This window comes from Bhargavaea cecembensis (assembly GCF_001619585.1).
Lineage (GTDB): Bacteria > Bacillota > Bacilli > Bacillales_A > Planococcaceae > Bhargavaea > Bhargavaea cecembensis_A.
Genome location: NZ_LQNT01000009.1, coordinates 294,299 through 319,281 on the forward strand (window position 1 = coordinate 294,299; position 24,983 = coordinate 319,281).

Consider the following 24,983-nt stretch of genomic DNA (forward strand, 5'->3'; position numbering starts at 1 on the left):
CCCCATTGGAAACGAAACTTCTTTTTCATTGCCCAGGCACGACCTTCACGTTTTTCTCATTGAGCGACAGGCCGAGCTCGCGGGCTTTGCCCCAGATGCGCTCGTAGGTCGATTTTTCGCTCACTTGTATGGACAAATCATGATTTTGCTTGGCCGTTTCCGTAATATCGGATTGGATCAGCTGGATCTCCTTGTTCACCGCGTTGAGGGACGACTGCGCCTGGAGAAGGATAACCGCGAACATGGCCACAGCGGCAATAAATGCCACGAACAGCGTTTTTTCGCCTTTTGTGAACCACTTATTTCTGCGTTTCGGTTGTTTCTCCGGCTCCTGTGCAGGTGCCGGTACACGGGTGATCTCGGGTTCCTGTATGTACGCGTGGTCAAACTTGCGTGCTTCAAGTGCCATCGAAACTAGTCCCCCTTGAATTGTTTTTTTCTCGTCTTGTTTGTGTTGACGAGTTTTTATATTTGTTTTTCTGCGATTCTGAGTTTGGCCGAGTGGGAACGATTGTTGTTCTCCAGCTCCTCTTCTGAAGGCAGGATCGGTTTGCGTGTGATCAGCTTCAGCTCGGGTTCCATGCCTTCGGGAATCACTGGCAGGTTCGGCGGCAGATCCGGAAGTGAAGAGGCCTCTTTGAACATCGTCTTGACAAGCCGGTCCTCCAGTGAGTGGAATGTGATGACACTGATCCGGCCGCCTTTGTTCAGAAGGCCGATCGCATCCTGCAGCGAATCTTCCGCCGCCCCCAGTTCGTCGTTTACCGCGATCCGGATGGCCTGGAAAATCCGCTTGGCGGGATGTCCGCCCTTCCTTCTTGCTGCTGCCGGGATACCCGCTTTGATCAGTTCTACAAGTTCGAAGGTTGTCCGGATCGGATGTTCCTTCCTCGCTTCTTCGATCTTCCTGGCGACCTGCTTGGAGAATTTCTCCTCGCCATAACGGTAGAAGATGCGGACCAGGTCTCCATATGCCCATTCATTGACAACTTCATAGGCGCTCAGCGGAGCGCTCTGGTCCATTCTCATGTCCAGAGGGGCATCGTAGCGGTAGCTGAATCCCCGCTCCGGAGTATCGAATTGGGGCGAAGAAACGCCCAGGTCATAAAGCACACCGTCCACGCCTGTGATGCTCAATTTTCCGAGCTCTTCCTTCAGATAGCGGAAGTTCGATCTGACGAATGTAATCTTGTCCAGGTGATCGGCAAGGCGCTCACTGGCATGGCGGATGGCGGTTTCATCCTGATCGAAACAGATGAGCCGTCCTCCTTCGCCAAGTTGCTGCACAAGATATTCACTATGGCCGCCGCCGCCGAGTGTGCAGTCGACATAGAGGCCATCCGGCCGGATATTCAGTCCGTCGACTGTCTCTTTCAGCAGCACGGTCACATGATCGAACAAGTCCGTCCCCTTCTTTCCATCGGTAGGTAGGTTTAAATGTCAAAGTCAATGAGGTTTTCGGCAATTTCGTTGAAGGAGTCTTCCGATTCCTCGAAATAGCCTTCCCAGGCTTCCTTTGCCCAGATTTCGATCCGGCTGGAAACCCCGAGTACGACACAATCCTTCTCGACGCCGGCATAACTCAAAAGGTTCGCAGGTAAATTGACGCGTCCCTGCTTATCGAGTTCCACCTCGGTTGCCCCCGAGAAGAAAAAGCGGGTGAAGGCGCGGGCATCTTTCTTGGTGACCGGCAAGGCTTTCAGCTTTTCTTCAAGCCGTTTCCACTCGTCCATGGTATAGGCGAAAAGGCATTTATCCAATCCGCGTGTGACGACGAAACCGCCGTCCAGATCATCGCGGAACTTCGCCGGAATGATCAGCCGGCCTTTTGCATCAACCGTATGCTGATATTCGCCCATGAACATGTGACTTCACCCCACATCGTAAACTTAATGTACCACATCCCCCCACTTTCCTCCACCCGTTTTTGCAAATCTCTTATATTACAATTTGGTAACGGAAAATGTGGATTCCCTGCCCCTTATTTTTGTACCTCTTCCGCCGCCGGCTCCTACAGAGACACGGAACCGGCCCAACATTTGCCGGCATCCCCGGTTCTTCAATTTATAACGTTACGACTCCTGATTACGCCCCCCATTACCGGCAGTCTTTCCGATTAACCCGCGCCCATATACCGGACAAATAAAAACACCGCCTTCATGGGAAGGCGGTGCAAGCTGGTATTTATGATAGTCAGAGGCGGACGAGGTGATGGTCTCCCGGCTGTCCGCCCATATGTGCCGCAAGGTCGGAGATGAAGGACGGGCCATATTCGTTCATAAACTGGAATGGAGAGAACTTCCGCTCCTGGAATCCTCCCTCCGGCAGCAGTTCGGCCTCAAGGCGGCTGTACCGGCGGATGGCCGTCTCATGTTCAAGAAGGACTGATTCACGGATCTTCTCCTTCAGGTAATTGAACTGGCGCTCATGGAAACCGATGTTCTTTTCAATCAGTTCCTGGACATTCCGGCCCCTGGATTTCAGAGTTGAGGAAAGTTCCCGGTAGCCGGCATTCAACTGTTCTTCCATTCGCATGATCTGGTCTGACGCATTGCGGTCGCTCACCCGGTCGATGAACGCCTGTTTTTCTGCTTCCGCTCTGCCTGTCAGCACGTCCGCGGCACTCAGACCGGTCTCTTCAAGGAGTCTCGCAGTCAGGCGGCTGATGAATGTCAGGGACTGCCGGGGAACGACGACCGGCATCCGGATTCCCATTTCACTGAATGCAGGCCGCAACAGCGACCAGTAAGCAATTTCCCCGGGGCCTCCGACAAAAGTCAGAACAGGAATGACCAAGTCCTGCATGACAGGCCTCGTCACGACATTGTTACTGAGACGTTCAGGACTCGTACGGGCAATCTCTGCCAGCTGATCCTCCGAAAATGAGAAACCTCCCTGGCTGTTTACGTATTGCCCGCCCTCCCTGCTAAGCAGGAACCGCTCTCCGGAATCCACATAAAACAGATGGGCATCCTGGTCTTCCGCACCAAGCGGGCGGTCAAAACCGTCACGCTCGAAGCGTCTTTCCGTTTCCGCCACTCCCGAAGCAATGCCGGATGAACGGCGGACCATATTCTCGAAATGCGGCGATTCAAGCTGCCTGAGCGCAGGATCTGCCGCGTCCAGCAGCAGAAGTCCCTCTTCGCTGAACAGATGGGACATAAGCGAAGCAAAGAAAGAGGTAAAGTCCGGGTTGCCTTCCAGACAGCCGATCACCTTTCCCAGCAGGGTTTCGGTGTGTACGGTCTCTCCGTAATCACGGAAAACACCGCGGATATAAGCTTCCATTTGGGCGGGGTCGAATGCAGTCTCGGATGCCATCGTCTTGACTCCGAACGGCACCTGAAACTGCCTTTTCACCGGGCGGTCGTCCGAAATCGCATAGACATGATTGATTTCCAGGAGATCATGGTCCTCTCCCGCAATCCAGAAAACAGGGACTACAGGCGTTCCCAGGCGTTCACGGAGCCGGCGTGCTTCCGCGACAACGGACAGGGCCTTGTTTACTGAGTAAAGCGGACCGGTCAGAAGCCCGGCCTGCTGTCCCCCGACGACTGCAGGAGCCCCTTCCTCAAGTTCGCGCAAATGGGCTTCTGCTTTCTCGGATAACGCGGCCTTCCCCATGAAGCTCCGGATCACCCGGCTGAGCCCTGTACGGTCAAAGGAACGGTTTTCCAGTTCCTTCAGCCTGGCCGAATAGCCGGCAGCATCAGGAGCATAGTCAAAATATGTATGGATAAAATCCGGATCGTTCTGATAAGCGTTCATGACTTTCCCCGCCGGCCGGATGTCCAGTTGTTCAAATTCCATGTCGAAAACCCCATTTGTATTCATTAATCGAATCCGATTATAGCATTCCCTTCCTGCCTAATGAAAAATTCCGCTCAGCCTCCCGTATAATCGGCAATCATGACTCCGGCACCGATGACGAATGCGGCCAGGTAGGCTGCAGTGAGGATCAGAAACAGCAGACGCCAAATCTTCCGAAGCAGCGGTGCGATTTCAAAATCGCGCTCGCTCCTGCGTTCCCGGTAAGTCATATAAAGCGCAAACACAATCACTGCGATGGCCAGGTAGAAACCCATGCTCAAATCGGTGAATGCCGCCAGGACGGCCGGCACGGCCGGCAGAAGCAGAACGGTCGTGAAATCCGCCGCCCTGGTGAATCCCTTTGAAGGATCCTTATATAAGCGGGTGAATACGGTGAACAGAACGATAAAAGCGACAGCAGGGAAGGCGATCAGAAAACCAGCCGCCGCAAAGAAGAAGTCAGCCATGCCGGTTTCCCCTCCTTTCCATTGAACAGATGAGGTCATACAGTGACGCCAATGCCGGAAGGGAGGCGCTGCGTTCCCCGGCAAGCGCGATGACACCGCCCATGATTTCTTCAGCTTCGGTTTTTCTGCCTGCAAGGAGGTCGGCCAGCATCGATGATGTGTTATCCGCTGTATTCCGGCAGAGCGACAATACCTCATCCAGCGTCACCTCATCCGCCGTCTCGGGAAATGCAGCAGCAATTTCAGCGTGCAGTCGCCCGAGAAGCATCCGGAGGTCAGGATCTTCCGCAAGGACCCCGTTCCTTACACCGGCAACTGCCGTCACCGGGTTAATCAGGCAGTTCTTCAATGCCTTATTGAGGAGAAGGCACTCCGGCCCCTTTTCCGCACGGACAACGGGGAAAGAAGGGGAATCGGCTTTCAGCAGGGGAAGGAAGGGGCGGAAATCACCCGAAGCAGGCGAAATCAGGAGTGGCCCGGTTCCTGTGTGTTCGACCGACCGGGGACCAGTTTTTCTGGCTCCGTGCTCGACCGTCCCGTACGCAACCGGCCGGTCCCTGAATCGGGATGCCAGAGACAGATGCGCGACACCATTCTGGATAAACAAAAGCGGTGCGGCCTCCGGTTTCCCGCCAAGCGCCGCGAGAAAGTTCTCCAGGTCATAGGACTTCATGGCAAGAATGGACAGGCTTCCTTCTTCGGCCGCCTCGGCCCTGGGCGTAGCCCCGACCCTGAAGATTTTCTCCTCCCGACCCGCCGAAAGAAGAATCCCTTCGTTAAGGATCGCAGACGCCTGCTCTGCAGTCCTCGTGATCATACAGACATCAAATCCGGCCTCGGCCAGGCGGGCACCAACCAGCATCCCGACCGAACCGGCCCCGGCAACATTGATCCTCATTGCCAATCTCCTTCCCCCAATCAAAAGGCCCGCCGGTAGGGCAGGCCTTGTTGCAGTACTATTATACCGGATTGACCGGGTGCTTGCGAAGAGGGGGTGCGACTTCTTTCGTGGCATAGATGCCGAATCTGGCTGCCAGTTCCGAGCGGAGATGATCCGGAGAAACGATATCATCAATAATCATCTCGGATGCCAGCTTATAGATATCAATCTGTTCCCTGTACTCCTCACGCTTTTCCTGGATGAATTCGATGCGCTCTTTCGGATCCTCGATCGCCTGGATCTTGTTCGAATACACGGCGTTGACCGCTGCCTCCGGACCCATGACCGCAATCTGTGCCGACGGAAGCGCGATACAGGCATCCGGCTCAAAAGCAGGTCCGGCCATCGCGTACAGCCCGGCGCCATACGCCTTACGGACAATGACGGAAATCTTGGGAACCGTCGCAGAACTCATCGCGGAGATGAGCTTGGCACCGTGCCGGATGATGCCCGCCCGCTCAACTTTCGTTCCGATCATGAAGCCCGGTACGTCAGCCAGGAACAGAAGCGGAATCGAGAATGCGTCACACAGCGAAATGAACTTCGCGCCTTTGTCGGCCGAGTCGACAAAGAGCACACCGCCCTTTACTTTCGGCTGGTTGGCAATGATGCCGACCGGCCGGCCTTCGATGCGCGCGAGCCCGGTGATCAGCTCGGGGGCGAACAATTTCTTGATCTCGAAGAAGCTGTCTTCATCGATCAGTCTGTCGATCGCTTCATACATATCGAACGGAGCGTTCTGATTTTTGGGGATGATCTCCCCAAGCGGCCGGCCATCGGATGCCGGAACAGGTGATTTGATTTCCGGTTTTTCCGAGAAGTTGGACGGGAAAAAGTCCAGATAATCTTTCGCGGCCCGGATCGCTTCCTGCTCATCTGCGGCAAGCCAGTCTCCGCATCCGCTTACTGTGCAGTGCATGCGCGCTCCGCCCATTTCCTCGAGCGACACCTTCTCTCCGATCACTTCCGCAGCCATCCTCGGGGATCCGAGATACATCGAAGCATTCCCATCCACCATGATAACGATATCACAGAAAGCAGGTATATAAGCACCGCCCGCCGCAGACGGCCCGAACAGAATGCAGACCTGCGGAATGACACCGGAAAGACGCACCTGGTTGTGGAAGATCCGCCCCGCCCCCCTGCGGTTCGGGAACATGTCCAGCTGGTCGGTGATCCGCGCGCCTGCCGAGTCGACAAGATAAAGCAGCGGGACTTTCAGCTGTTCCGCCGTTTCCTGGATGCGGATGATTTTTTCAACCGTACGCGCTCCCCACGAACCGGCCTTCACCGTAGAGTCGTTGGCCATAACACAGACGGTCTTCCCCCCGACCTTTCCTGTGGCAGTCACGACTCCGTCCGCCGGCAGGTCGCCGGCCTCAATGTTTGCAAACCGGGCATCTTCCGTGTATTCACCGTCGTCAAACAGCAGCTTGAGACGGTCCCTCACAAAGAGTTTTCCCTGCTCCTTCAGCTTCTCATGATACTTCTGGTGCCCCCCTGCGAAAATCTGCTCCAGTGACTTTTCAAGACGTTGATCATCGTTTGTTTTCACTGTCATTCCACTTCCCCCTCCCTTGGCTGCAAGACAGCCGATTATTCAAATGTGAGGATGGTGTCCCCTTCATTGATGAAATCACCGATGTTGACGCGAATTTCCTTGACCTTGCCGCCCTTTTCGGCTTCGACAGGGATTTCCATCTTCATCGATTCGAGCACGACGACGGTCTGTCCCGCCGTCACCTCATCCCCCGCATTCACATCAACGGTAAAAACAGTGCCTGCCATTGTCGATTTCAGTTCATTCATCTTAAACTTCCTCCTTTTTCTTGGCCTGCCATCCGGCAAGCACCTGGGTTGTATAGTTGCCTCCCGCAAATTCACCCGAACCGGCAAAGGCTGCGAAAAGCGGGAGATTCGTCCGTACACCGGCAGCATGTGCCTCGCCGAAAAACTGTTCAGAGCGTCGGATCGCTTCTTCACGTGTGTCACCGCTGATGATCACTTTTGCGATCATCGGATCATAGAACGGCGTGACCGTGTCGCCTTCCCGGTATCCCCGGTCAATCCGGACTCCCTCCTGCTCCGGCAGGACAAGCTGGGTGATTTTTCCGGGAGACGGCAGAAACTTTTCCGGATCTTCCGCATAGACCCGATATTCGATCGCATGGCCGGCCGAAGCAATCCTGTCCTGGTCCTTCACAGGAAGTTCCCTGCCGGCAGCGACCCCGATCTGCCACTCGACCAGGTCGAACCCGGTTACCGCTTCCGTCACCGGATGCTCCACCTGGAGCCGTGTATTCATCTCGAGGAAGTAAAACTCGTGGTCCGGTCCGACGATGAACTCGACCGTTCCGGCATTTGTATAGCCCACTGCTTTCCCCGCTTCCACAGCAGCCCGGAGCATCCGTTCTTTCGCTTCCTCCGGGAATCCGGGTGATGGAGATTCTTCGATCACTTTCTGGTTGCGGCGCTGAACAGAGCAATTGCGTTCAAACAGATGAACGACATTGCCATGGCTGTCCCCAAAAATCTGAACTTCGATATGGCGGGCCTCATCGATAAATTTCTCGATAAACACCCGGTCATCCCCGAAGTAGGACATGGCACGTTTTTTTACCCCTTCAAAATTTCGACTGAGCGCTTGCTCACTTTCACAGCGGACCATGCCGATTCCTCCGCCGCCCGCACTCGCTTTCATCATGACCGGATAGCCAATATCATCGGCTGCACGCAGCGCCTCTTCCAGCGTCGCCACACCTTCCTCCGTACCCGGCACAACCGGGACTCCCGCTTCAATCATGACGCGCCTGGCTTCGATCTTGTCCCCCATCTTTTCGATCACATCAGCCACGGGACCGATAAAGGTCATACCCGCCTCCGTCACTTTGCGTGCAAATGAAGCATTTTCCGAAAGCAGCCCGTATCCCGGATGGATGGCATCCGCGCCTTCCCTCTTGGCGAGTTCGATGATTTCATCACCCTTCAGGTAAGACTGAGGAACGGGACCCGGCCCGATTTCAAACGATTCATCCGCTTCCTGTACGAACGGCAGCCCTGCGTCGGCCTCCGAATGGACAGCAATGGTACGGATGCCGAGCTTCCGGCAGGTCCTGATGATGCGGGATGCAATTTCCCCCCGGTTAGCGATGAGAATCTTTTCCATGCGGATCCCCCCTATTGAATTGACAAACTATTTAAAACCCCTTCATTATCAGTCTATATGAAATCTGAAACCGTTTTCAAGTCTAATCGGAAAAACTGGCAAAAGAAAAGCAGAACCGTCTCGCGGTCCTGCCGTCAGCTGTCCTGTTTTTCTATGAATGACACTCCCTTGGACAGCCAGGCCAGAAGCCTGTGGTGCTCCCGGGCAAGTGCTTCATGCTCCTTTTTCAGTCGCATATAGGACTCGGATAATTCATCGAACCCGCTCATCGCCTGTTTCAGGTGGGACTTCAGATGATGCTCGGGCTTTTTCTGGGCGGCCTCCAGCTCGGCTGAATGGATTTTTCGGAGTGTCTTGTTCCATCTGAATCCGCATGCCTGCTTGGTCCGGCCAAGCTTCTCGGCTGCATCGGCAAATGCGCCAAGCTGGGTTCCGCCATTTTTCACTGATTCGATCACCGTATCGGCGAGGATGCGGTCATCTTCCGGCGTCCAGCGGTCTTTTCTTGTATTTTCCTTCACCTCTACCACCCCCGTTTGGGAAACTATATGCGGCGGAGAGAAAAAATAGACTTCATTTTTTCTTGTTGAGAAAACGGTCGACTGCCTCATGGTGAACATCTGCTTCCCACAGCTTGGCGCATAGGGCGACTTCTTCCCTGACTTGCTCTTGCAGGCCGGCAGCAAGGAAGCGCCGGACGGCTGCCTGCTTATAGGCGCGGTGGACCGACGGATGGACTCGCTCCATCGGTTCCGCAAAACGGTCGAGAGCCTTAAATTTATCCCCCGTGAACAGCTCGGTCGCCCAACCCGACTCGAGAAGTTCCGGGGCTTCCTTCGGCCTGGCTTCCGTCAGCATCCTGAGTGCCGTGTCGTGCCTCCCCGATTTGAGAAGGAGATGGGAGGCACCGCCCCAACCGGTGGTGATGGCCAGTGTTCCCTGGATAAATCCGCACTTCACTCCCTCCCGTACGAGCCTGAAATCACAGGCGGTCGCAATCTCGCAGCCGCCGCCGACGGCATGGCCGTCGATGAGTGCGATGACCGGGACAGGGAGTATAGACATCCGGAGCAGAATATCCGCCATCTTGCCAAGCATCGGCGCCGCATCCTCCTCCGTCCGGAGTTTGTGGAATTCCGACAGGTCCCCGCCCGAGCAGAAGGCGGATTCCCCCTCGCCCGTGATGACGAAATAACGGAGAGATTCATCTTCCCCGGCAGCCTCAACCGCAGCCGAAAGACCGTCCATCACCTCGTCGTTGATCGCATTGCGCTTTTCCGGACGATCAATCGTGAAGACCGCTCCGCTTCCCCTTTTTTCAAACCGGTATACCATTCCCGCATCCTCCTTCAGTTGCTCGCTTTCTCTACCATACCATCCAGTGAATCCATCCGGCATATCTTCTTGCCGATCAAGCAGATTTCCCCTTCAGGCTGCCTTTTCCGCACAAAAAAAGACCGGAATCGGGTTCCGGCCGTCGCGTTCGTCTCTGATTACTCGGAAACGACTTTTTTACCTTTGTATTCACCGCAATTTTTGCAAACACGGTGAGCGAGTTTCATCTCGCCGCAGTTATCGCAAGCGACCATGCCTGGCACTTGGAGCTTGAAGTGTGTGCGGCGTTGGCGCTTTGCAGTTTTGGAAGTTCTTCTCTTAGGTACTGCCATGCGGGGCACCTCCTTACGGTTCTATTCGTCCTTTGAATCCTCGCCCTGCTGGTCGAAAAACTTGGCCAGCCCGGCAAGTCTTGGATCCACTTTCGGCTTTTCTTCTTCACGCTTTGAGGCGAATTCCTCTTCGGATGAGTAGGCCCACCCTTTACCTTCCCGTGAAGGTGCCGCTTCTTCCCCGATCACCTGGATCGGAACTTCGAGCAGGACCAGCTCTTCGAAGACCGGCGTCGGATCCACCACTTCCCCCGTCACCTCGTGAACGGCGTCATCGTCCGGGGCGGCATAGCCTTCCCAGACAAACTGTTCATCCGTTTCGATTGTGAACGGGAACTCGACATCTTCCCATGTCCTTGCTTCGGGGAGCGTCATCGTCCCCTCCAGCCTGAAGCGGCAGGTCATCTGGCCGGTTCCGACGGAGCAGGTGCCCGTCACACGGACCGGTTCGATTCCCCTGATTTCAGGGTTGCGCTTCATGACACCGGACAGGTCCGAAGTGCCGTCGACCGGCATGGAATCCTGCCGGAATTGATTTAATTGCCGGATGGTCCATTTCATCAGGAATCACCTCAAGACAACAGAATTGATTATAGTATGTCCAAATCGTGATGTCAAGATTATTTCTTGTCACCCGTGGATGCGCCCGTCTCCTATATTTTTCATCCCGGCCACGCTATAATGTCGTTAAATTGATTGTATCAGAGGAGTGATCGTGATGAAAGCCGCAGGCGTCGTCGTCGAGTACAACCCGCTGCATAATGGGCATATCCACCACCTGAAGGAGACCCGAAGGATTACGGGGGCCGATGCCGTCATTGCCGTCATGAGCGGCAACTTCCTGCAGAGGGGGGAGCCTGCTTTCATCGACAAGTGGTCCCGGGCGGAACTGGCCCTCCTCTCAGGAGCCGATATCGTGCTGGAGCTTCCATACCGGTTCGCCGTGGCACAGGCTTCCGAGTTTGCGGAAGGCGCAATCAGCATTTTGGCAGCAGCCCGCTGCAGTATGTTCTGTTTCGGATCGGAAGACGGACGGATCGAACCATTCCGAAATGCACTCGCTCTGCTGGAGGCCGAGGAGACAGGCTACGAGGCAGAAGTACGCCGGCTCGTGAAGACGGGCATCAGTTACCCTTCGGCATTAAGCCGGGCCTACCGATCGATTGCAGATACTGCGGCAGACGGGAGCCCGCTTGCCGATCTCACGAAGCCGAACAACATCCTCGGCTTCCACTATATGAAGGCCGCACGATCGATTGACCCTGGAATGACCGCTTTCACCATCGGACGAACCGGAACCGGCTATCATGACCTCGGGGCAGATCCCGACAGCGGCATCATGAGCGCGACGGCGGTCAGGCAGGCCGTCAGGACGGCGGGAATCACCGGTGAGGTCTTGCGCGCAGTTCCTGTCTGCACTGCCCGCGCCATGGACCGGTTCAGGGAAGAGCATGGCGGATTCGGCGGCTGGGATCGCTTCTGGCCGATTCTCCGTCCGCTCATCATCCGTGACGGTGCCATGCGGCTGAGGGACGTTGCAGAGATGACCGAAGGGCTTGAGCACCGGATCCTCAGGGCCGCACTGGATGCTGCTTCATTCACGGAATTCATGGAGGCGGTCAAAACGAAACGGTACACCTGGACCCGCATCCAGCGGATTCTCACCCATGTGCTCTGCGGGATGGACAAAGACGAATTCAGCCGGCTGCGCCATCCCCGTTATCTCAGACTCCTTGGGATGACGCCGACCGGCCGAACATATCTGAACCAGTATAAAGAAGACTTCTGGCTCCCGCTGGTATCCCGGGCCGCCTCATCCGATGACCTGATGCTGCAAGCGGATATCCGGGCTTCCGACCTTTATGCAGTCGGCACCGGGGGCAGGCCCGGGAAGGATTTCCGCACGCCGCCCGTTATGACCGATTAAAAATCATTTCCGCTTCGTGTTCAGCGCCTCCAGATAATCCAATGCATCATCAATGGTCTTGACCGGCACGATTTTCATATCCGTGCCGATTTTTTCTGCCGTTTCTGCGGCGGTTTCGTAGTTGGAGCGGATCCCGGGAATCCGTTCTCGCATCTCGTCGGTGATTTCATCATCCGGCGCAAAAAAGATTTCGATGTCTTCGCGGTCGGCGGCCATCACCTTGAAGTCGATGCCGCCAATCCGGCCCACCGTACCGTCTTCATTCATCTCCCCGGTCCCAGCGACCCGGTATCCCTTCGTGAGGTCCTCATCCATCAGCTGGTTCATAATTTCAAGCGTAAACATCAGCCCGGCAGAAGGACCGCCAATATCCTCTGTCTCAATCTCAACCTCCGGATCGGTTTCAATCATGCGCTTGGCCGCATAGCTTACGCCGAGCCCTTTCCTTCCCCCTGTACCCGGAATAGTGCCGGGGGAAATTTCTTCTTCCATTTCTTCATCGTCCCGGAGTATGGATAGGCGGATCGAATCCCCTGTGGGAACCGAGGCGACCATTTCGGCAAAGCCGTCCGATGAGACCACCGGTTCTCCCTCCACCCCGGTGATCAGATCACCTGCTTTCAGGTTGCCGTCTGCAGCACTGCCTTCCACCACGTCCAGCACGATCACGCCTTCGGTCTCGAGGGTAACAGGCTTCCCGGCGCGGTTATAGGCGACGTAAATTGCATTGATCTGGGAGTCCTCCATCAGCTGCAGCTGCCGGAGGTTATATTCCTCCTCGGACTCCCCGTCCCTGCGGACCTGTCCGGCTTTCATGATCTTCCTGCTGTCCATCAGTCCGGAAACGGCGTAGGTGAGCGGGGTCGCCTTTGAAAGGGCGATTGTCATCAGGCTAAGGGAGCCTTCGTCATCCGAGTCGCCGCCCTTAACCTCCACGAGCGGCGACAGTTCATATGCGCCGCCCGGCTTCTGGATGTACATGTCCAGCGGCAGGAGTGCTGCTGCAGCGAATAACAGCAGTACTGCCGTAAGCGCAATCCTCTTTACATTGTTCAAAACCGATCCCTCCAAAATAGCCCCGTACATCCCGGCATATACATAGTGTAGCACCGGCGATGGGCGCATTCAAAAACGAGGGAGTCGATCATTTTCGTGTATACCGTCATTATCTGGTGCCTCATCGCACTGTTTCTCCTCCAGCCGGGCCTTGCCCGCGAAGGGGCTGTGTTCGGCATTGAGCTGTTTACGGAAGCCTTGCTCCCCTACCTGCTTCCATATCTGATCTTGACCCAGTGGCTGCTCCGCCTGCCCGGCAAAGAGCCGAAGAAACGGACAGGCACCTACTGGAAAACGTATCTGTTGGGAGCGTTTGGCGGATTCCCGGTAGGGGCCGTCTCCGTATCGCACCAGGTCAGGGACGGACGGCTGTCAAAACGGGAAGGCGCACTGCTGACCGCCATCTGCCACGCACCAAGTTCAATGCTGCTGATCGGTTATGTCGGCAATGAGCTGTTCGGACGCGCCTCTGTCGGCTGGCTTCTCATGGCCGTCATCCACGGGCTCAATCTCATCTTTCTCCTTATTCTGTCCATCCGTACGACCCTTCATCCTGAACACCGGCAGGCTTCCGCAGATATTCCGAAAAGAAAAACAGGATCCCCGCTGACCGAAAGCCTGAGGGAAAGTTCTCAGACCATTGTGCTCGTCGCAACGACCGTCGTCTTTTTTTCCGCCGTCGGAACTGTGGCGGCAGACCTGCTGGCCAGACTGAGCCCATTGGATATACAGACGGCAGGCATGGCGGTGTTCCCACTGTTTGAAATGACCGCGGGCCTTCAGACAGCCCATGACTTGTTCTCGGGGATGGACCTGCATGCTGCGCTGACTGCACTCATCTTATCCATGAACGGCCTCAGCATTCATCTCCAGGTTGCGGTCATCGCCCGGGGCGCCGGTATCCGGATGCGGTGGTATGCCGTGGCCCGCCTTGCGCACATGGTGATCGTTCCGCCCGTGTTCATGTTGCTGCTATCCATCTGGAACTGACGGGAAAAGCGCCCAAGTCAGCCTGCTGGCTTTCCGGGCGCTTTTTCGGCATTTATCGTTAGTGCCTAATTTCCTTGATATTGTACTTTTCCCTGAGCGCGTGTTCGACAACAGGAGGAACCAGGTCCGAAGTATCCGCCCCATACTTTGCCACTTCCTTGACGATACTGGAACTGAGAAACGAATACTGGTTGTTCGTCATCATGAAGAAGGTCTCAATCTCTTCCTCGAGCACCCTGTTCATCGAAGTGATCTGCATCTCGTATTCAAAATCCGACACCGCACGGAGGCCGCGGATAATCGCGGTTGCGCCGACTCCTTTTGCATAGTCCACCAGCAGTCCGGAATACGACTCGACCTTTACGTTGGCAATGCCTGCTGTTGCCTCGCGGATGAGCCCGATCCGCTCCTCCACCGTGAACAGCGGATTTTTGGATGAGTTGTTCAGCACACATACGCGGATTTCCCCAAAGACGCGTGAAGCTCGCCTGATGATGTCCAGATGGCCATTGGTCACCGGGTCGAAACTTCCCGGCACTACCCCCATTTTACCCATTTTCCTCCCCCTCGCCGACAGCATGCCGGTAGATCGAAATCACCGTGCTGCCATATACAGATTCTTTGTCTTTACAAAATTCCCCGAAGCTGTCCGGCAGGGTCACCGACCGGTCATGCTCGCAGACGACTGTACCACTGCCGGCAATAAGCCCCGCTCCAGCCAGTTCCCCGGCCAGCTTGTAATATGTATCCCGCGCATATGGCGGATCCAGGAAAACCAGATCAAACGGTTCTCCCTTGGCGATCATCCGGCGGACCGCCTGCCGTGCATCCGCGCGGATCAATTCCACCCGGTCATCATATCGGCATTTCTTCACATTTTCAAGGATAGCCGCCTGGGCCCGCCGGTCTTTCTCGATCAGGACCGCATGATCCATCCCCCTGCTGAGCGCCTCAACCGCCAGTCCCCCGCTTCCCGCGAACAGGTCCAATACGCGGCCGCCTTCAAAATAGGGACCGATCATATTGAACAACGATTCCTTAACCTTATCCGAGGTCGGTCTCGTGCCGGTTCCGGACGCCGATTTCAGCTGCAGGCCCCTGCGTTCTCCGGAAATGATTCTCATTTTCTCACCTTCCTGTTTTGCGCTAAGCCCTGCCCTGCCGGTATGATAGGATGAGCAGAGAAAGGAGGATCCGCATGATCACACAACGATTTATCGAACTGGGTGAAGGGCTGGGCGACGTCTTTGAGCTGTGCGAGCTGATCCGCACAAATTCCGGCCGACTTCACCGCGCCTTCATCTTCACGACAGGCAAAAGCGGCATTCTGTCTCCGGCCGTGGCCTTTAATCCTGCCGGAGAGGGCAGTTTCATGCCGATCTACATCTGCCGGGAAGGCATCCGGGGCGGCAGCAAAGAAAGTGCCCGCATCACCCGCTTCCGGGAAGCCGCTGAAGAAGCCGGCGCCATTCCCGTCACAGTGGAAGTCCGACCATCAACAGACTTTTCCGACCGCGATCAGCACTACAGGCACATCACCGGCATTCTTCGGCTCAATCACCTGATTCCGCCGCTCCGGTGAATCAGATTCCGCCCTTGTAGTCATACTCTTTCGCCTTGTCGGGCTTCGCATTCTCGAATTCCGTTTTGATAAACGGCTTCATCGAGAGCTGGACCGATCGGACATACTGGAGTTTCTCAAGTTTTCTGGCCGTCTCATCCGCATCTTCAAGATTGCAGTACAGTACGGCATACTTCATCCGCTTGGAAATATATTGGACATGCCCATATTTCCTGAGCGCCTTCACCTGTTTCAGATGGTGAAGGTGGACGACGATTCCGCGCCGCTCAATCATGATCATCCCTACTTTCTTACCATACAGAATACCATAAGCCGGAAAAACACGGCAACCGGACAGAGAATGACACGGAAACCGGTTTCTTTTATACTTAAACTAGTTTTCTCGGATACAGGGAGGGGTCTGCATGACAAAGAAGAAAAAAGTCGCCCTGACGGTTGCAGCGGCCGGAGCCGCCGCCTGGGCCGGTTCGAAAATCTTATCGAAGCCCGAGGGCCGGACATCCGTCCCTGCCCTGGATTACGATGTCCCGATCATCCTGGCCCACAGAGGCGGAGCAGGACTTGCACCGGAAAATACGATGGCCGCTTTTGAGCGGGCCGCCGGACTTGGCGTTCACGGATTTGAAATCGATGTTCACCTTACCAAGGACGAGGAAGTGATTGTCTTCCATGATGAGACGCTCGGGCGGACAACCGACCTGGACGGCCGTCCGGGCGACTATACGCTGGCCGAGCTTGAGGAAGCGGATTTCGGATACCATCATGCAGGCGCAGACGGTTCCTACCCGTTCAGGGGAAAAGCCGGCGGAGCCGTTCCGCTCCGGAGACTTCTCGAAGACTTCCCCCATATGCTGGTCAATATTGACATGAAAGATGCGCCGGATACATACGAAGGCGGCCTGCTGCCTTCAAAGCTCTGGCGGGTTATTGAGGAAGCGGATGCACGGCATAGGGTGGTCGTCACCAGCTTTCATGACAGCCAGATTGACAGGTTCAACCTGTATGCCAGAAATCAGATTGCCCTCGGTGCCGGAGAACAGGAAGTCAGGAGGGCATATCTCGCCTTTGCCAGCGGTTTTGGCCACCTATACCAGCCGAACGCCGATGTGTTCCAGATTCCGGTCCGGTCCGGCATGTTCCCGCTCGATCTTCCGCCGTTCATCCGTTTTCTCGGGCGGCTCAATATTCCGGTCCATTACTGGACGATCAATGACCGTCCCACCATGGAGCGGCTGATTGCGGCCGGCGCAAAGGGAATCATTACGGACAGGCCGGATCTTGCCGCAGGACTGGCAGGCGGACCGGAGGAAGAACCCGAAGACTCACAGGACGGCTTGGAGTAAACCCTGGATCATCATATTCCTGAAAAAAAGGAGATGCCGAGGGCTCTCCTTTTTTTTTATTTGCTAGTAAAAAATTAGTTCCAAACAGTTGCTTTAGAATAAAGTGCTGTTGATTACCGTTAGCGGAGGCTTTCCCGCGGGAAAGCGAGGAGTCCCCGCTCTTCACTCCAATCAACCATTCAAGAGACATTGTATGGATTGAAGCGAGGGCCCGCAGGAAATCCGGAGGATTTTCAAGAAAAGAAAAAACTGCAGACAAAGGAGCCACACACTCACTTTGTCTGCAGTATGAAAGGAGACGCCGCCGGCATCTCCTTTTTCTGTATTCAAGCACTGCAGGAACAGCCGCCGCCCGTGCCGCAGCTTCCGCCGCATGCTGAGCCGGTCTCGAAGAACGGGTTGCTTACCGGGACCTTGACGGATTCTGAAACAGTCTTTCCGATCAGCAGGCTCACTTCGTCCAGAAGGTCCTGGAGATCGTTCTCAGCCATTTTGAGGGCGGCCACTTTGTCATTCAGGTCAAGTTCCCGCTTTTTCGTACGGACTTCCCTCATGACGGTACTGTAGTCGGGATGATAGCGGCCGAACCGCTGAACCTCCTCGTACTGTTCCTTCAGTCTTGCAAAATCAGCGATCTCCCGCACAAGGCCGGGATCGGAATAAACTCTATGATGGGCAAGCCGGTAAGCCTCCGCCGTTTCGGAGGAGACGATCATCCGGCTGAGCAGTTCGGATTCCTCGATGACTCGCAGCCATTCGTCGGTCATCATCATGGGCATCACTCCATTCCACTCCCATCATACCAGAATCTGTCGGTTGTTTGTACTCTGTCATCTCCGCCTGATGCGCCATCTTCTGCCTCCCGTTCGCCAAGAAAACGGAGAGCTGTCCGGAAATCCGAGAATGGCCGGGAGGAGGACCCGGAAATTTGGATCTCTTCATGGCCCTTTCCGGCGATGAGCACGATATCCCCGGGTTCCGCCTCATAGATGGCTCCGCGGATCGCATGCTCCCTGTCTGTCTCGGCGCGGACGATGGCTGCCGTATTCTTAAGTCCTTCCATGATATCAGAGATGATCCTTGCCGGTTCCTCGCTTCTCGGGTTATCTGAGGTCACCCAGACGGAACCGGAATACTCTCCGGCGACCCTTCCCATCTGAGGCCGCTTTTCCCCATCCCGGTCTCCGCCGCATCCAAACACCAGTATTAGCCTGCCCTTGCATACAGAGGACAGTGCACCGAGAACTGCCTCGAGGGCATCAGGGGTGTGTGCGTAATCGACAAACACTCTGATGCCCGCCCCTTCGGCTTCCTGCATCCTGCCCTCCGGCAGGGAGAGGCAGGATGCATGTTTGCATAAATCGGCCAGTCCGAACCCGGCGGCCATCAGAGACGCAAAGGCGGCAGCTGCATTTAGCCGGTTATGGCGGCCCTCCACCGGAGCACGGATGACCGAGTGCGACTCACCGGCTGAAATCACCCAACCCCCATTCCGGTCATCAACTATTCTGAGGTGTGAATCCCCTCCTGACCGCTCGCCGAAGGTCATCACCGGCAGCCGGTCTGCGGTAATGCTGCGGACCGCAGGATCTTCAGCATTCAAAACGATCTGACCGGCAAGCCCTGCCAGCCTGCCCTTTGCCCGGAGGTAGGATTCTTCGCCGCCGTGTTCGGCATGATGATCAGTTCCGATATTAAGGAAGACTCCGTAATCGATGCTGCAGTGGTCCAGACGTCTGCCCGATAACCCCAGGGAAGACGCTTCCATCGCGACATGTGTGACCCCTTCGTCCGCACAATACCTGAGAACCCGGTGGAGATGGGCAGGCGGCAGGGTCGTCATCGGCGGGATCTGAAGCGGAGTTTTTCTTCCATCAATCCACACGCCAAGGGTCCCGATGACGGCAGCCCGTATTCCCCCTGCCTTCAGCAGCTGGCCGATAAACCGCGTGGTGGTGGTCTTTCCGTTCGTCCCTGTAACTGCAAACACAGTCAGTTCCCTGGACGGATGGCGGTAGAATGCCGAGCATGCATACGCCAAAAAATCAGCGGCATCCGGCACTGAAATCACCGACACGCCCTGAGGAAGCGCTGGAGGATTGGAGATGTCGGAGACCACCGCAACGGCGCCATTCCGGAGAGCTTCATGGATGTGATCCAGTCCGCTGACTGAACGCCCTTTTCTTGCAACGAACACCGAACCGGGAATGACCTCGGCCGAATGATCCGTTACGCCGCTGACAAGTGCCCGGATGTTCCCGCCCTTCGCCGTGCACGGCCAGTTTTTCAGCAGCTCGCATAATTCGATCATGCCTGACCCCTTCCCGAACATTTTTGTTCAGAGCGAATACATTATGTTGGAGTACCCTCCATCGTATGTAGGACGGTGGTTGAATGACACGAAGAAAGATGGTGGCGTAGTTCGATGATCATCCAGAAATTCGGAGGGGTCGCCATGAGGGACAGCAGCTCGAGAAAAGCATGCATCCGTCATATCAGAAGGGCGATCAGTGAACACGGCAAGGTCGTAATCGTCGTATCTGCCATGGGAAGGGCAGGAGACCCCTACTCGACGGACAGCCTGCTGTCCATCAGCGATTCGCTCGGCATCTCGCCGCATGCCCAGGATGTCGCGGCCGGTTGCGGGGAGCTGCTGGCCTCTGCGATCATGTCTGCAGAGCTTGAAATGGAAGGAATCGAAAATGAGCTGATCTACGGGAGCCGTTCGGGAATCCTGACCGAAGGTCCGTTTGGCAGCGCAGATCTCAAAATGGAACTGGAGCCATTCTTCCGCATCTGGGGAGACCGTAATGTCGCCGTCGTACCCGGTTTCCAGGGGACAGGACGCGACGGGCGGATCCGGACGACAGGCCGCGGCGGCAGCGACCTGACGGCAGTGGTCATGGGCGATATGCTTGGTGCCGAAATCGTTGAATTCTTCAAAGACGTTCCCGGGGTGATGGAAGCGGACCCTTCCCTTAAGCCGGATGCGAAACTGTTTGAATCACTCACTTATGCGGAACTGCTTCCCCTTCTCGAGACCGAGCGTCCCGTTATACAAAAAAAAGCGGCACTGTATGCCGCGATGACATCTGTGCCGCTTCATATCCGCAGTTTCTCCGAAGAATGTCCCGGAACCTTCGTTACCGGATGACCGGCCGCCTCACTCGGATGAGCCGGCTGGTTCTTTCCGGCTTAGAAACAGATGCGAATACACTTTATTGGATACACCGGTTGCCTGCCGGTTGTATTTTCGATCAAAAATCAGCTCACGGTGTTCCGGAGAATTGATCCAGCCGTGGACAGTCGCCGCGGGATCCACGTAATCCGCCGCGATATTCTCTCCTGCCTCGCTGTAGGTAATGCCTGCCAGTTTCAGCTGATCTGACAGCGGACCGATGCCTTCCTTGGAACGGCTTCCCCTGGCAGCATCGGCTGCCCGGTCGCGGGCAATTCCGGCCACGCTTTCATCCGGTTCCAACGGCATCAGTTCATGCCGTTGCCGGAAAACATTTGTCAGCTCCATCACCTGCTGCTCGGCTGCCCGGTCCGCTGCGATCTGTACTGCCGATGACAGTGGCTCCGTTGCGATCAGATGCCCCTCGTACGTCATTTCATATGGCTGGTGCAGGACAAGCACCCGAGGAGAAAGAAACCGTACCGCCATGACCTCTCCCTCTTCCCGGTCGGCGTAGACCTGAGCATATACACCGTCATAAGCCACAAGAAGCCGCTCTTCCAGATCATCGCCGTTCAGGGAGAACAGGTAGCGATTGGTCCCGATTTCGACACTGACCTCGGGCTCGACGATGGTATACCGATAAATTTCCTCCATCGGCTCACCGATGCTGAACGGGCTTACATCAAGATCCAAGCCGGCAGCATAAATCTGATTGACCGTCCCGTTCTGTACACCGGCCATCATATATGTATCCGCGGTTTGGCTATACACCCACCATTCGTAGCCGTAGATGGAAGGTTCGATCCGCTCCGGCCTGCCGAATTCATCGGTAAGCTTTTCTGTCGTTTCACCGACAAAAACGGAAAGGCCGCTTTCCGGCCGGCTGACCGTTTCCCTCCCCGGCAGGGGCGCCCCCTCCCCCGGCATGGCCGTATTCGGCACCGGCGAAATGAGCGGATCATTCTCTTTTGTGCCCTGCGTCGTGAAGAGGATCACCGCCGTGATGGCGACAAGGACCGCAATTAGCCTGAGTGCAAATTTCAATCAAAAAACTCCTCGATCTCTGTTTATTGGGACCATTATAACAGTGCGGAGACTTTGGACACAATCTTGTCATTGCAACTGTTTTCCCGTTGTTCTATCATAGATGGGGTATGATATGCAGACAGACCGCACCAAAGGAGGCGTACTGAATATGTACTTTGAAAACACCGGCATCGAAGGCGTTGCCGCCGATCTTCAATTACTCGATGACATTATGAACAAGCATGGCCTCATTCGCGCCGAGCAGTGGGACTACGAACGGGTAAGCTATGACAAAAAGATTGTCATCAAGGAAGGTACTTACTATCTCCGCGTTTTCGGATATACGACAGACGGCGACGTCGGAGCACGGGATGCGGTTATCCATCTGAAAAAGCCTGTAATCGGCAAGCACTACTATCCGCATGGAGTCGAATACGGCGAAGATGAACACTTCCCTGACTACCTTCTCGAAAACTGCACTCAGACTCTTCTTGCAGTGAAAGAAGATCTGAAACCGTACGAACTGCAGGCCTGATGGCATGCCCCGCTTTTTTGAGCGGGGCTTTTTTGATTGTATGCTGTAAAAACCTGAACTTTCGCTTCTATTCAAATATCTTTTTGTTGGCTATAATAAACGTAACAACAATCTGGGAGAGACTCCACTCATGGGAAAATGGCTAAACCGCCGCAACTTCACAATATTCTTCCTCGTCATCATCACCATTCTGATCGCTTTCTTTATCCTGCCGATCTCACTGCCTCTCATCTTCGCCCTATTAACGGCCATTCTTCTCGAGCCGCTTGTCAGGATGACGATGACCCGGTTCAAATGGAAAAGAAAAATGACCGTCATCTCGGTGTACATCTTCTTCCTGCTTCTGCTGGCGCTCCTGATTTACTTTACAGTGACCCAGCTTGTCGGCCGTCTGATCAATTTCACGAAGTCTGCACCGGATACATTCAATGCCATTGCCGGTGCATGGATCGATATGCAAGACAAACTGTTCAACTATACGGAAGGCATGCCGCTTGAGGTCGTGGAATCCATCCAGAATGGCATGAACCAGGTGATCGAATCGGCAAGGGATTTCCTCCTGGCCTTTGTCAACTATGATGTGATCACCGGGCTTCTGACCGGAATTCCGAACTTCCTGGTCAGCCTGCTGTTCTATGCCATTGCGCTGTTCCTCTTCATGCTCGACCTGCCGGGCCTAAAGAAGAAAGTTTTCAACCACCTGACCGACGGTACCAAGAAAAAAGTGATCCTGATGACGGACCGCCTCAACCGGACAGTATTCGGCTTCATTAAGGCGCAGTTTCTTGTCAGTCTGATTATCCTTGCCGCCGCTTTCGTCGGCTTGCTGCTCATCAAGCCCGAATATGCCATATTGATGTCAATCATCATCTGGATCATCGACCTGATTCCGATTCTAGGGTCCATCATTATCCTTGCCCCATGGTCGATTTACCAGTTTGCAGTCGGTGATGTGGCAGAAGCGACAAAGCTTGCTATCCTCGCCGCCATCCTACTCGTCATCCGCCGTACAGTGGAGCCGAAAGTAATGGGTGAGCAGATTGGTCTCTCCCCTCTTGCCACACTGATCTCCATGTTCATTGGCCTGAAGCTTTTCGGTGTCCTCGGCCTGTTTATCGGCCCGCTGATCGTCATCCTGTTCACGACAGCAAGGGAAGCGGGCATCATCAAGCTTGATTTCAAAATATGAGTTTTTGTTTGTCATAGAAATTCCGGACTGCAGGCAGTATGGGATCCTTCCCGGCCTGCAGTCTTTTCATATGGAATTAGATTTTCATAGTGATGCCTGTAAAAAACAGCAGACCATGCAAAATTCCGCATGATCTGCTGTCAGAGACCGCCTCTAAGCGGTCTTTTTTAATGGCCGAAGATGGCCTTGAGCATCGAAGTCGTCTCTCCGCCTTCGTAGAAGACGTACAGAAGAAGGTAAACGGCGACACCTGTGATGGCGGTAAAGAACCAGATGATGCTTGTGACGGGGCCGATCTTGCGGTGCCGCGGAAGAACCTCCTTAAGCCCGGTGTAGATCGACACAAGTCCGAACACGGCACCTGTAGTCGCCAGAATGATATGGAACACGAGGAAGACCGTGTAGAAGATCTTCAGTTCATCCGGACCGCCGAATGACGTATTCCCGACAAACACTGTCCTGGATACATAAATAATGAAGAACAGAAGTGCCGAAACACCTGCGGCCAGCATGGTTTTCTTATGTGCTTCCACTTTCCGCTTTCTGATGAGTGACCACCCGATGGCGACTAAAATCGCACTCAGGACGATGAAGAATGTGCTGATGGTCGGTAAGATCGGCAGTGACATCTGAATGTAATCCCCCTATTGTCGGCGGCTCAGTTATACATGGAGAGCCGCTTGCGTTCAAGCAGTTGTTTTTGTGTAAGTTCATCCGCATTGTCACGTTCATGACGGAACCAGCTCAGGAAGATCTTGCCGAGTACAACTCCGTAAATAATCTCCTGGAGAATCTTCATCATAACCCCGCCCATCTGCTGATCGTAGAGGATCGGCATCGACGTGAACACTTCCGGTCCTGAAAGGCCGGTGCCGGACAGTGCGCTGAGAGTCGAAGCAGGAACACAGAGCGCCATCGACATCAGCCACGCTTCCCCGCTCTGGTAGGTCTCGTACACAGGCGTATCGACAAAGATGATCAGCGCGCACGCAGGAGTGATCAGTATCGCGCTGGAGATGATATAGGCGATCTTGTGCAGGCCCTGCTTCAGTCTTGGTGCAAAGTCATTTTCATTGAGGAGCGGCCACCAGAGACATAGCGCGGAGATAAAGAGCGTAATCGTGAAGACCGCATGCAGCGGGATGCTGAGCTTGATCGTATCCAGAATCACGGGAAGGTGATAAACCGAGAACATTGCGCTGAATAAGATGACGCTGACAAGCGGTTTGGTAAGCACACGGAGAATCGTTCCGAGAACAGGTACAGCGAAGACTTTTCTCCAGATCCACACCGGAATCCCCTTGATGAGGAACGGTGCTGCGACCAGAAGAAGGATCGCCATCTGGACCATGTGCATGCTGAACAGGATATGGCCAAGAAGGTCAACCGGTGATCCCTTGGTGATGTAAACGAGCAGCATTCCTGCAGAAAAATAAATCAGATTGCTGCGCGAGAGCGGTTCGCTGCCTTCAAAGCGGTCACGCCATTTTACAGTGATGGCCAGGTAGAGCAGGAACAGGACGACGAGCGTCAGGAAAAAGTATGGGCTCCAAAGCGCCCTGAAACCGAATATGCTAATTGGCACCATTGCCATCGCTCCTTTTAAAGGTCTCTTCCCATTATAAGCCCGGGAGATAGGCGAATCAATGAACGAACTATGACACCTGCCGTTCCGGACTGCAACAGATGGATATCGCCTTACCCAAGCATGGCCATCAGAAAATGAAAAAAACATCCCGGAAGCAAATTTGCTTCCGGGATGTTACTGCATTACCACCAGATGATGGTGACAAATGTCAGGACGGTCAGGAACGCGACGAGCACCCCGCCGTACATGAAGAAGGCAACCAAGCCATGGCCTTTTTCGCTCATGTGCATGAAGTAATAAAGCTGGAGTCCGACCTGCACTGCTGCAAGAAGGAGTACGACCGGCACGACAAAGTAGGCGGAGAAGCCTGCCTGGACAGCAGCGAAGGAGATCAGCGTCATGAAGATCATGAGCGCGAACATCATCAGCTGGCTGCGCATCAGCCGGTCAGAACGGCGCTTCTTGTAATCGTACTCGGCCGGTGTCTTTTCAACGATCTCGATATCGTGTGCCATC

29 protein-coding genes and 1 pseudogene are annotated in these 24,983 nt (G+C 54.9%); 7 read left to right on the forward strand and 23 right to left on the reverse strand.

Annotated features, from left to right (window positions below):
- Positions 1-25: 25 nt before the first annotated feature.
- The 13 genes from ftsL to AV656_RS05160 all read right to left on the reverse strand — a co-directional run bounded on the left by ftsL (position 26) and on the right by AV656_RS05160 (position 10,611).
- Positions 26-409 carry a cell division protein FtsL gene (gene ftsL, locus AV656_RS05100; RefSeq protein WP_063179520.1) on the reverse strand — a complete coding sequence of 128 codons (384 nt, stop codon included), beginning with the start codon at positions 407-409 and terminating at the stop codon, positions 26-28.
- Between the two features lie 56 nt (positions 410-465).
- Entirely contained in the window at positions 466-1,401 is a 936-nt protein-coding gene (rsmH, locus tag AV656_RS05105; protein WP_063179522.1) for a 16S rRNA (cytosine(1402)-N(4))-methyltransferase RsmH, read from the reverse strand.
- A gap of 32 nt (positions 1,402-1,433) precedes the next feature.
- Positions 1,434-1,865 carry a division/cell wall cluster transcriptional repressor MraZ gene (mraZ, locus tag AV656_RS05110; protein WP_063179524.1) on the reverse strand — a complete coding sequence of 144 codons (432 nt, stop codon included), beginning with the start codon at positions 1,863-1,865 and terminating at the stop codon, positions 1,434-1,436.
- Between the two features lie 328 nt (positions 1,866-2,193).
- Positions 2,194-3,810 carry a bacillithiol biosynthesis cysteine-adding enzyme BshC gene (gene bshC, locus AV656_RS05115; protein ID WP_197462205.1) on the reverse strand — a complete coding sequence of 539 codons (1,617 nt, stop codon included), beginning with the start codon at positions 3,808-3,810 and terminating at the stop codon, positions 2,194-2,196.
- 74 nt (positions 3,811-3,884) lie between these two features.
- Positions 3,885-4,277, reverse strand: a complete 393-nt coding sequence (locus tag AV656_RS05120) for a DUF3397 domain-containing protein (protein WP_063179528.1) — start codon at positions 4,275-4,277, stop codon at positions 3,885-3,887.
- A complete protein-coding gene (locus AV656_RS05125; RefSeq protein WP_063179530.1) occupies positions 4,270-5,175 on the reverse strand; it encodes a ketopantoate reductase family protein in 906 nt (301 codons plus the stop codon). The genes AV656_RS05120 and AV656_RS05125 overlap by 8 nt, the downstream gene beginning before the upstream one ends.
- A gap of 61 nt (positions 5,176-5,236) precedes the next feature.
- Positions 5,237-6,778: an acyl-CoA carboxylase subunit beta gene (locus AV656_RS05130; RefSeq protein ID WP_063179532.1), complete on the reverse strand. Its 1,542-nt coding sequence runs from the start codon at positions 6,776-6,778 to the stop codon at positions 5,237-5,239.
- A 35-nt stretch (positions 6,779-6,813) separates the two neighbouring features.
- The gene (locus AV656_RS05135) at positions 6,814-7,026 is read right to left on the reverse strand and encodes an acetyl-CoA carboxylase biotin carboxyl carrier protein subunit (protein ID WP_063179534.1); all 213 of its coding nucleotides are present in this window, start codon (positions 7,024-7,026) and stop codon (positions 6,814-6,816) included.
- 1 nt (position 7,027) lies between these two features.
- The gene (locus tag AV656_RS05140; protein ID WP_063179536.1) at positions 7,028-8,383 is read right to left on the reverse strand and encodes an acetyl-CoA carboxylase biotin carboxylase subunit; all 1,356 of its coding nucleotides are present in this window, start codon (positions 8,381-8,383) and stop codon (positions 7,028-7,030) included.
- A gap of 134 nt (positions 8,384-8,517) precedes the next feature.
- Positions 8,518-8,904 (reverse strand): transcriptional regulator, encoded by a 387-nt coding sequence (locus AV656_RS05145; RefSeq protein ID WP_082818617.1) that lies wholly within the window; start codon positions 8,902-8,904, stop codon positions 8,518-8,520.
- A gap of 52 nt (positions 8,905-8,956) precedes the next feature.
- Positions 8,957-9,718 carry an enoyl-CoA hydratase/isomerase family protein gene (locus AV656_RS05150; protein ID WP_063179538.1) on the reverse strand — a complete coding sequence of 254 codons (762 nt, stop codon included), beginning with the start codon at positions 9,716-9,718 and terminating at the stop codon, positions 8,957-8,959.
- 158 nt (positions 9,719-9,876) lie between these two features.
- Positions 9,877-10,050, reverse strand: coding sequence for a 50S ribosomal protein L32 (rpmF, locus tag AV656_RS05155; protein WP_063179540.1), 174 nt, complete (start codon positions 10,048-10,050; stop codon positions 9,877-9,879).
- Between the two features lie 21 nt (positions 10,051-10,071).
- Entirely contained in the window at positions 10,072-10,611 is a 540-nt protein-coding gene (locus AV656_RS05160) for a YceD family protein (protein WP_063179542.1), read from the reverse strand.
- A gap of 157 nt (positions 10,612-10,768) precedes the next feature.
- Here AV656_RS05160 and AV656_RS05165 point away from each other — a divergent pair, with 157 nt between their 5' ends.
- The gene (locus AV656_RS05165) at positions 10,769-11,977 is read left to right on the forward strand and encodes a nucleotidyltransferase (protein WP_063179543.1); all 1,209 of its coding nucleotides are present in this window, start codon (positions 10,769-10,771) and stop codon (positions 11,975-11,977) included.
- A 3-nt stretch (positions 11,978-11,980) separates the two neighbouring features.
- Here the strand turns inward: AV656_RS05165 and AV656_RS05170 are convergent, their stop codons facing one another.
- The gene (locus AV656_RS05170; RefSeq protein ID WP_082818618.1) at positions 11,981-13,033 is read right to left on the reverse strand and encodes a SepM family pheromone-processing serine protease; all 1,053 of its coding nucleotides are present in this window, start codon (positions 13,031-13,033) and stop codon (positions 11,981-11,983) included.
- A gap of 96 nt (positions 13,034-13,129) precedes the next feature.
- Here AV656_RS05170 and AV656_RS05175 point away from each other — a divergent pair, with 96 nt between their 5' ends.
- Positions 13,130-14,023: a hypothetical protein gene (locus AV656_RS05175; protein WP_063179544.1), complete on the forward strand. Its 894-nt coding sequence runs from the start codon at positions 13,130-13,132 to the stop codon at positions 14,021-14,023.
- A 58-nt stretch (positions 14,024-14,081) separates the two neighbouring features.
- On the opposite strand, the gene coaD is transcribed toward AV656_RS05175, so the two are convergent.
- Together coaD and rsmD are read right to left on the reverse strand one after the other, a co-directional pair.
- Positions 14,082-14,579 carry a pantetheine-phosphate adenylyltransferase gene (gene coaD, locus AV656_RS05180; protein ID WP_063179545.1) on the reverse strand — a complete coding sequence of 166 codons (498 nt, stop codon included), beginning with the start codon at positions 14,577-14,579 and terminating at the stop codon, positions 14,082-14,084.
- Positions 14,572-15,150 (reverse strand): annotated as a pseudogene (rsmD, locus tag AV656_RS05185) (16S rRNA (guanine(966)-N(2))-methyltransferase RsmD); the annotation flags it as partial. The pseudogene rsmD and the gene coaD, both read right to left, overlap by 8 nt.
- Positions 15,151-15,221: 71 nt before the next feature.
- Here rsmD and AV656_RS05190 point away from each other — a divergent pair.
- The gene (locus AV656_RS05190) at positions 15,222-15,605 is read left to right on the forward strand and encodes a DUF7147 family protein (RefSeq protein WP_063179548.1); all 384 of its coding nucleotides are present in this window, start codon (positions 15,222-15,224) and stop codon (positions 15,603-15,605) included.
- Position 15,606: 1 nt separating this feature from the next.
- Here AV656_RS05190 and AV656_RS05195 read toward each other — a convergent pair whose 3' ends face one another.
- Positions 15,607-15,879 (reverse strand): YlbG family protein, encoded by a 273-nt coding sequence (locus AV656_RS05195; RefSeq protein ID WP_063181248.1) that lies wholly within the window; start codon positions 15,877-15,879, stop codon positions 15,607-15,609.
- A gap of 130 nt (positions 15,880-16,009) precedes the next feature.
- On the opposite strand from AV656_RS05195, the gene AV656_RS05200 reads away from it, so the two are divergent.
- On the forward strand, positions 16,010-16,948 hold the full coding sequence (locus tag AV656_RS05200; protein ID WP_063179550.1) for a glycerophosphodiester phosphodiesterase: 939 nt from the start codon (positions 16,010-16,012) through the stop codon (positions 16,946-16,948).
- A 326-nt stretch (positions 16,949-17,274) separates the two neighbouring features.
- Here AV656_RS05200 and AV656_RS05205 read toward each other — a convergent pair whose 3' ends face one another.
- Complete coding sequence (locus tag AV656_RS05205; protein ID WP_063179553.1) at positions 17,275-17,721, reverse strand: YlbF family regulator; 447 nt, start codon at positions 17,719-17,721, stop codon at positions 17,275-17,277.
- Positions 17,722-17,726: 5 nt separating this feature from the next.
- Entirely contained in the window at positions 17,727-19,259 is a 1,533-nt protein-coding gene (locus AV656_RS05210; RefSeq protein ID WP_197462207.1) for a UDP-N-acetylmuramoyl-L-alanyl-D-glutamate--2,6-diaminopimelate ligase, read from the reverse strand.
- 114 nt (positions 19,260-19,373) lie between these two features.
- On the opposite strand from AV656_RS05210, the gene AV656_RS05215 reads away from it, so the two are divergent.
- Positions 19,374-20,102 (forward strand): aspartate kinase, encoded by a 729-nt coding sequence (locus AV656_RS05215; RefSeq protein WP_063179557.1) that lies wholly within the window; start codon positions 19,374-19,376, stop codon positions 20,100-20,102.
- Between the two features lie 9 nt (positions 20,103-20,111).
- On the opposite strand, the gene AV656_RS05220 is transcribed toward AV656_RS05215, so the two are convergent.
- On the reverse strand, positions 20,112-21,173 hold the full coding sequence (locus AV656_RS05220; RefSeq protein WP_063179559.1) for a CAP domain-containing protein: 1,062 nt from the start codon (positions 21,171-21,173) through the stop codon (positions 20,112-20,114).
- Between the two features lie 151 nt (positions 21,174-21,324).
- On the opposite strand from AV656_RS05220, the gene AV656_RS05225 reads away from it, so the two are divergent.
- On the forward strand, positions 21,325-21,690 hold the full coding sequence (locus AV656_RS05225; protein ID WP_063179561.1) for a YugN family protein: 366 nt from the start codon (positions 21,325-21,327) through the stop codon (positions 21,688-21,690).
- Between the two features lie 130 nt (positions 21,691-21,820).
- A complete protein-coding gene (gene ytvI / locus AV656_RS05230) occupies positions 21,821-22,879 on the forward strand; it encodes a sporulation integral membrane protein YtvI (RefSeq protein WP_063179563.1) in 1,059 nt (352 codons plus the stop codon).
- A gap of 167 nt (positions 22,880-23,046) precedes the next feature.
- Here ytvI and AV656_RS05235 read toward each other — a convergent pair whose 3' ends face one another.
- The 3 genes from AV656_RS05235 to ctaF all read right to left on the reverse strand — a co-directional run bounded on the left by AV656_RS05235 (position 23,047) and on the right by ctaF (position 24,982).
- Positions 23,047-23,508 carry a DUF420 domain-containing protein gene (locus AV656_RS05235; RefSeq protein ID WP_063179565.1) on the reverse strand — a complete coding sequence of 154 codons (462 nt, stop codon included), beginning with the start codon at positions 23,506-23,508 and terminating at the stop codon, positions 23,047-23,049.
- A gap of 29 nt (positions 23,509-23,537) precedes the next feature.
- A complete protein-coding gene (gene ctaG, locus AV656_RS05240) occupies positions 23,538-24,464 on the reverse strand; it encodes a cytochrome c oxidase assembly factor CtaG (protein ID WP_063181249.1) in 927 nt (308 codons plus the stop codon).
- 185 nt (positions 24,465-24,649) lie between these two features.
- On the reverse strand, positions 24,650-24,982 hold the full coding sequence (gene ctaF, locus AV656_RS05245; RefSeq protein WP_063179567.1) for a cytochrome c oxidase subunit IVB: 333 nt from the start codon (positions 24,980-24,982) through the stop codon (positions 24,650-24,652).
- Between the last annotated feature and the right edge of the window lies 1 nt (position 24,983).

Coding starts and splice junctions, on each gene's coding strand:
- AV656_RS05235 (WP_063179565.1), bottom strand. CDS start 23,508: ATGTCACTGCCGATCTTACCGACCATCAGCACATTCTTCATCGTCCTG.
- rpmF (WP_063179540.1), bottom strand. CDS start 10,050: ATGGCAGTACCTAAGAGAAGAACTTCCAAAACTGCAAAGCGCCAACGC.
- AV656_RS05150 (WP_063179538.1), bottom strand. CDS start 9,718: ATGGTATACCGGTTTGAAAAAAGGGGAAGCGGAGCGGTCTTCACGATT.
- bshC (WP_197462205.1), bottom strand. CDS start 3,810: ATGGAATTTGAACAACTGGACATCCGGCCGGCGGGGAAAGTCATGAAC.
- AV656_RS05200 (WP_063179550.1), top strand. CDS start 16,010: ATGACAAAGAAGAAAAAAGTCGCCCTGACGGTTGCAGCGGCCGGAGCC.
- AV656_RS05225 (WP_063179561.1), top strand. CDS start 21,325: ATGTACTTTGAAAACACCGGCATCGAAGGCGTTGCCGCCGATCTTCAA.
- AV656_RS05140 (WP_063179536.1), bottom strand. CDS start 8,383: ATGGAAAAGATTCTCATCGCTAACCGGGGGGAAATTGCATCCCGCATC.
- AV656_RS05160 (WP_063179542.1), bottom strand. CDS start 10,611: ATGAAATGGACCATCCGGCAATTAAATCAATTCCGGCAGGATTCCATG.
- mraZ (WP_063179524.1), bottom strand. CDS start 1,865: ATGTTCATGGGCGAATATCAGCATACGGTTGATGCAAAAGGCCGGCTG.
- ftsL (WP_063179520.1), bottom strand. CDS start 409: ATGGCACTTGAAGCACGCAAGTTTGACCACGCGTACATACAGGAACCC.
- AV656_RS05135 (WP_063179534.1), bottom strand. CDS start 7,026: ATGAATGAACTGAAATCGACAATGGCAGGCACTGTTTTTACCGTTGAT.
- AV656_RS05130 (WP_063179532.1), bottom strand. CDS start 6,778: ATGACAGTGAAAACAAACGATGATCAACGTCTTGAAAAGTCACTGGAG.
- AV656_RS05205 (WP_063179553.1), bottom strand. CDS start 17,721: ATGATGATGACCGACGAATGGCTGCGAGTCATCGAGGAATCCGAACTG.
- AV656_RS05195 (WP_063181248.1), bottom strand. CDS start 15,879: ATGATTGAGCGGCGCGGAATCGTCGTCCACCTTCACCATCTGAAACAG.
- AV656_RS05215 (WP_063179557.1), top strand. CDS start 19,374: ATGATCATCCAGAAATTCGGAGGGGTCGCCATGAGGGACAGCAGCTCG.
- AV656_RS05120 (WP_063179528.1), bottom strand. CDS start 4,277: ATGGCTGACTTCTTCTTTGCGGCGGCTGGTTTTCTGATCGCCTTCCCT.
- ctaF (WP_063179567.1), bottom strand. CDS start 24,982: ATGGCACACGATATCGAGATCGTTGAAAAGACACCGGCCGAGTACGAT.
- ytvI (WP_063179563.1), top strand. CDS start 21,821: ATGGGAAAATGGCTAAACCGCCGCAACTTCACAATATTCTTCCTCGTC.
- AV656_RS05190 (WP_063179548.1), top strand. CDS start 15,222: ATGATCACACAACGATTTATCGAACTGGGTGAAGGGCTGGGCGACGTC.
- coaD (WP_063179545.1), bottom strand. CDS start 14,579: ATGGGTAAAATGGGGGTAGTGCCGGGAAGTTTCGACCCGGTGACCAAT.
- AV656_RS05125 (WP_063179530.1), bottom strand. CDS start 5,175: ATGAGGATCAATGTTGCCGGGGCCGGTTCGGTCGGGATGCTGGTTGGT.
- AV656_RS05165 (WP_063179543.1), top strand. CDS start 10,769: ATGAAAGCCGCAGGCGTCGTCGTCGAGTACAACCCGCTGCATAATGGG.
- AV656_RS05210 (WP_197462207.1), bottom strand. CDS start 19,259: ATGATCGAATTATGCGAGCTGCTGAAAAACTGGCCGTGCACGGCGAAG.